The organism is Pseudonocardia nigra (assembly GCF_019396355.1).
Classification (GTDB): Bacteria; Actinomycetota; Actinomycetes; order Mycobacteriales; family Pseudonocardiaceae; genus Pseudonocardia; species Pseudonocardia nigra.
Genome location: NZ_JAHKRK010000411.1, coordinates 1 through 2,268 on the forward strand (window position 1 = coordinate 1; position 2,268 = coordinate 2,268).

The 2,268-nt window shown below is 69.3% G+C and carries 3 protein-coding genes and 1 pseudogene; 1 reads left to right on the forward strand and 3 read right to left on the reverse strand.

Annotation, left to right across the window (positions count from 1 at the left end):
* Window positions 1-430: hypothetical protein (locus tag KME75_RS41055; RefSeq protein ID WP_219420385.1), on the forward strand; the 430-nt coding region annotated here is incomplete at its 5' end.
* A 266-nt stretch (window positions 431-696) separates the two neighbouring features.
* Here KME75_RS41055 and KME75_RS41060 read toward each other — a convergent pair.
* The 3 genes and pseudogenes from KME75_RS41060 to KME75_RS47520 all read right to left on the reverse strand — a co-directional run.
* Complete coding sequence (locus tag KME75_RS41060) at window positions 697-954, reverse strand: alpha/beta fold hydrolase (protein WP_219420386.1); 258 nt, start codon at window positions 952-954, stop codon at window positions 697-699.
* The gene (locus tag KME75_RS41065) at window positions 954-2,138 is read right to left on the reverse strand and encodes a ZIP family metal transporter (RefSeq protein WP_219420387.1); all 1,185 of its coding nucleotides are present in this window, start codon (window positions 2,136-2,138) and stop codon (window positions 954-956) included. The genes KME75_RS41060 and KME75_RS41065 overlap by 1 nt, the downstream gene beginning before the upstream one ends.
* Before the next feature lie 10 nt (window positions 2,139-2,148).
* Window positions 2,149-2,268 (reverse strand): annotated as a pseudogene (locus tag KME75_RS47520) (IS30 family transposase); the annotation flags it as partial.

Below are 2,268 nucleotides of genomic sequence, written 5' to 3' on the forward strand. Positions count from 1 at the left end.
GCCCTCCCGGGCGCTCCTTGACCCCGCCGCCTACCTCGACGCGCCCAAGAACAGTCGGAGAGCCAACGAAGAAAAGATCAACTACAACAACAGGGGGTTGACCGGCCCCGCTCCTTCAGGGATGACCTATCGGCAGAGCGGCCTCGTCAGCTGCGGTGACGGCGAGCGACGCGGCACCATCGTCGGCGGCAACCCGAGTCCTGTGCACGGTCATCTGATCCGTAGTTGGAACGCTGAGGGCCACATGCTCGGTTTCGTGGGTTTTCTTGCGTGGCGCGGTCACGAAAATGGGCGTGACCGGCAGAGGTGGACAGCAGTTGGTGGCCAAGAACGTGGCCGGAGATTCACTTTTGCTCGACCAGGCGCGCCGCTGGTGGCCGGCGCTCTGCAGTGGCGGAAGGCCCGGATCGGTCGGGGGGATGACCCGTAGGACGAGGACCTTGGTGGGGAACCGGTTCACGGCCCGACGAGGAGCCGCCACGCGTTCGGCGTGGGGGTCGGCATGCTCCGCCTGTGCCATGTCGGCCTGCTGTGAGACGTTCGGTCTGCACGGGCGTTCCGCCGAGCAGCGGCGGCGCTGGATCTGCTGCTCGGCGGAACGGACGTCAGGATCGTGGTGATCGCAAGCTGGAACGCGCCGCGGCCTGGGTCAGGCCGCTCGTCGGGCGGCTACTGGCCGAAGCCGTGCTCGTCGAGTCAGCGGGAAACGCTGTTGGCAACCTCGGGAGCGGGCTCCTCCGTGGTGACGGAGTGACTGGACGGGGAGACCACTTCCAGACTCACGTCGTCGCTTCCGGTCTGGATCAGCTCCGCCTCGCGCGGTCCGGACGGCGGCGGGAAGATTGCGTCCTCCTGCCCGATGAGGACCAGCGCCGGGACGTCGATGTGGGCCGCATTCTGCACAGTTGTCCGGTCCGGACGGGTAGTCACGGAGTGTTCGGCCGGCTCGGTCATCAGGCGGCGACCGCCAACCCGGTCAGGTACATGACCAGCATCCCGGCGGCGACACCGCCGAGCGTCCGCGCGTTGAGGACGGTGCCGGCCCCTTCCCGCAGGCTCGGCACGATCTGCATGATCACCTGGATTATAGCGCCGACGCCGACGCCGAGCAGGAACGCCGAGAGCTCGGCGTTGTTGACCGCTGCGCCGAGCAGCGCGCCGAGGATCGCCGGCGCGCCGGCGATCAGCCCGAGTGTCACCAGTCGCGGCACCGAGGGTCGCTGGCTGGTGAGCGGGGCGACCACCGCGATGCCCTCGGTGGTGTTGTGCAGCGCGAACCCGATCACCAGGGCGGCGCCGAGGGCGAGCTCGCCAACCGCGTAGGCCGCGCCGATCGCGAGTCCTTCACCCAAGTTGTGCAGCCCGATCCCGACCGCGATCATCAGCGCGAGTCGGAACCCGCGTGCGCTGTTCCCGCCCGCCGGCTGCTGTCTTCCGCGCAGCCATCGATCGACCCCGGTGAGTAGCAGGAACGCCAGTGCTGCGCCGAGCACGACCAGCGCCGCGCCGCCGAAGGCGCCGCCGGTGCCCTCGGCGAGTTCAACACCCTCGGCGGTGCCGTCGACGACCAGGAAGGCCAGCAGCCCGACGGTCACCGCGAGCAGTACCCGGACCACACCACCACCCGCGCGCCGCAGCAGCGGCAGGAACATCATCCCAAGCAGCACCGGGATGATCCCGACGTAGGTGCCCAGCAGCGCCATCACCCCGAAGAAGCCCGGGCCGGCGCGGGGCGTCGCCACTGCGGCGGGGATCTCGTGCTCGATCAGCGCGCCGCTGGAGGTGAGCAGCGACACCAGGTAGGGCTGCCCGTCATGCCACGGGTAGTCCAGGCGCAGCGTCGCGGTGCCCAGCCGCCCGATCGGGTCGGTCCCGCCGGTGACATCGACATAGGCGTCGTTGACGAACACCTGCGCCACTTGCACCGGGTCCGGCCCGGTGTTGCGGACGGTCAGCTCGATGACCCCCGGGGTGAGCACGGTGCGCTCCACCGCGAGCTCCTCGATCGGGGGACCGGCCCGCTCGGGCAGGCTGCGCCCACCGAGCAGCGCCAGCGCGGCCAGCGCGGCGCCCAGGAGCAGGACCGCGACCAGGCCGAGCATCCACACGGGCGCTCGCGTGCCGGAACGGAGGAACATCAGGGCAGATTCAGCCAGTGGAAGCATGCGACTCGACAAGCTCGGTGAATAGCTCGGAGGGCTTCTTCCAGTTGTGAATCTTACGGGGTCGGTCGTTGATTTCGGAAGCCACCATCGCGAGATAGTCCGG

Coding starts and splice junctions, on each gene's coding strand:
- KME75_RS41065 (WP_219420387.1), bottom strand. CDS start 2,138: ATGTTCCTCCGTTCCGGCACGCGAGCGCCCGTGTGGATGCTCGGCCTG.
- KME75_RS41060 (WP_219420386.1), bottom strand. CDS start 954: ATGACCGAGCCGGCCGAACACTCCGTGACTACCCGTCCGGACCGGACA.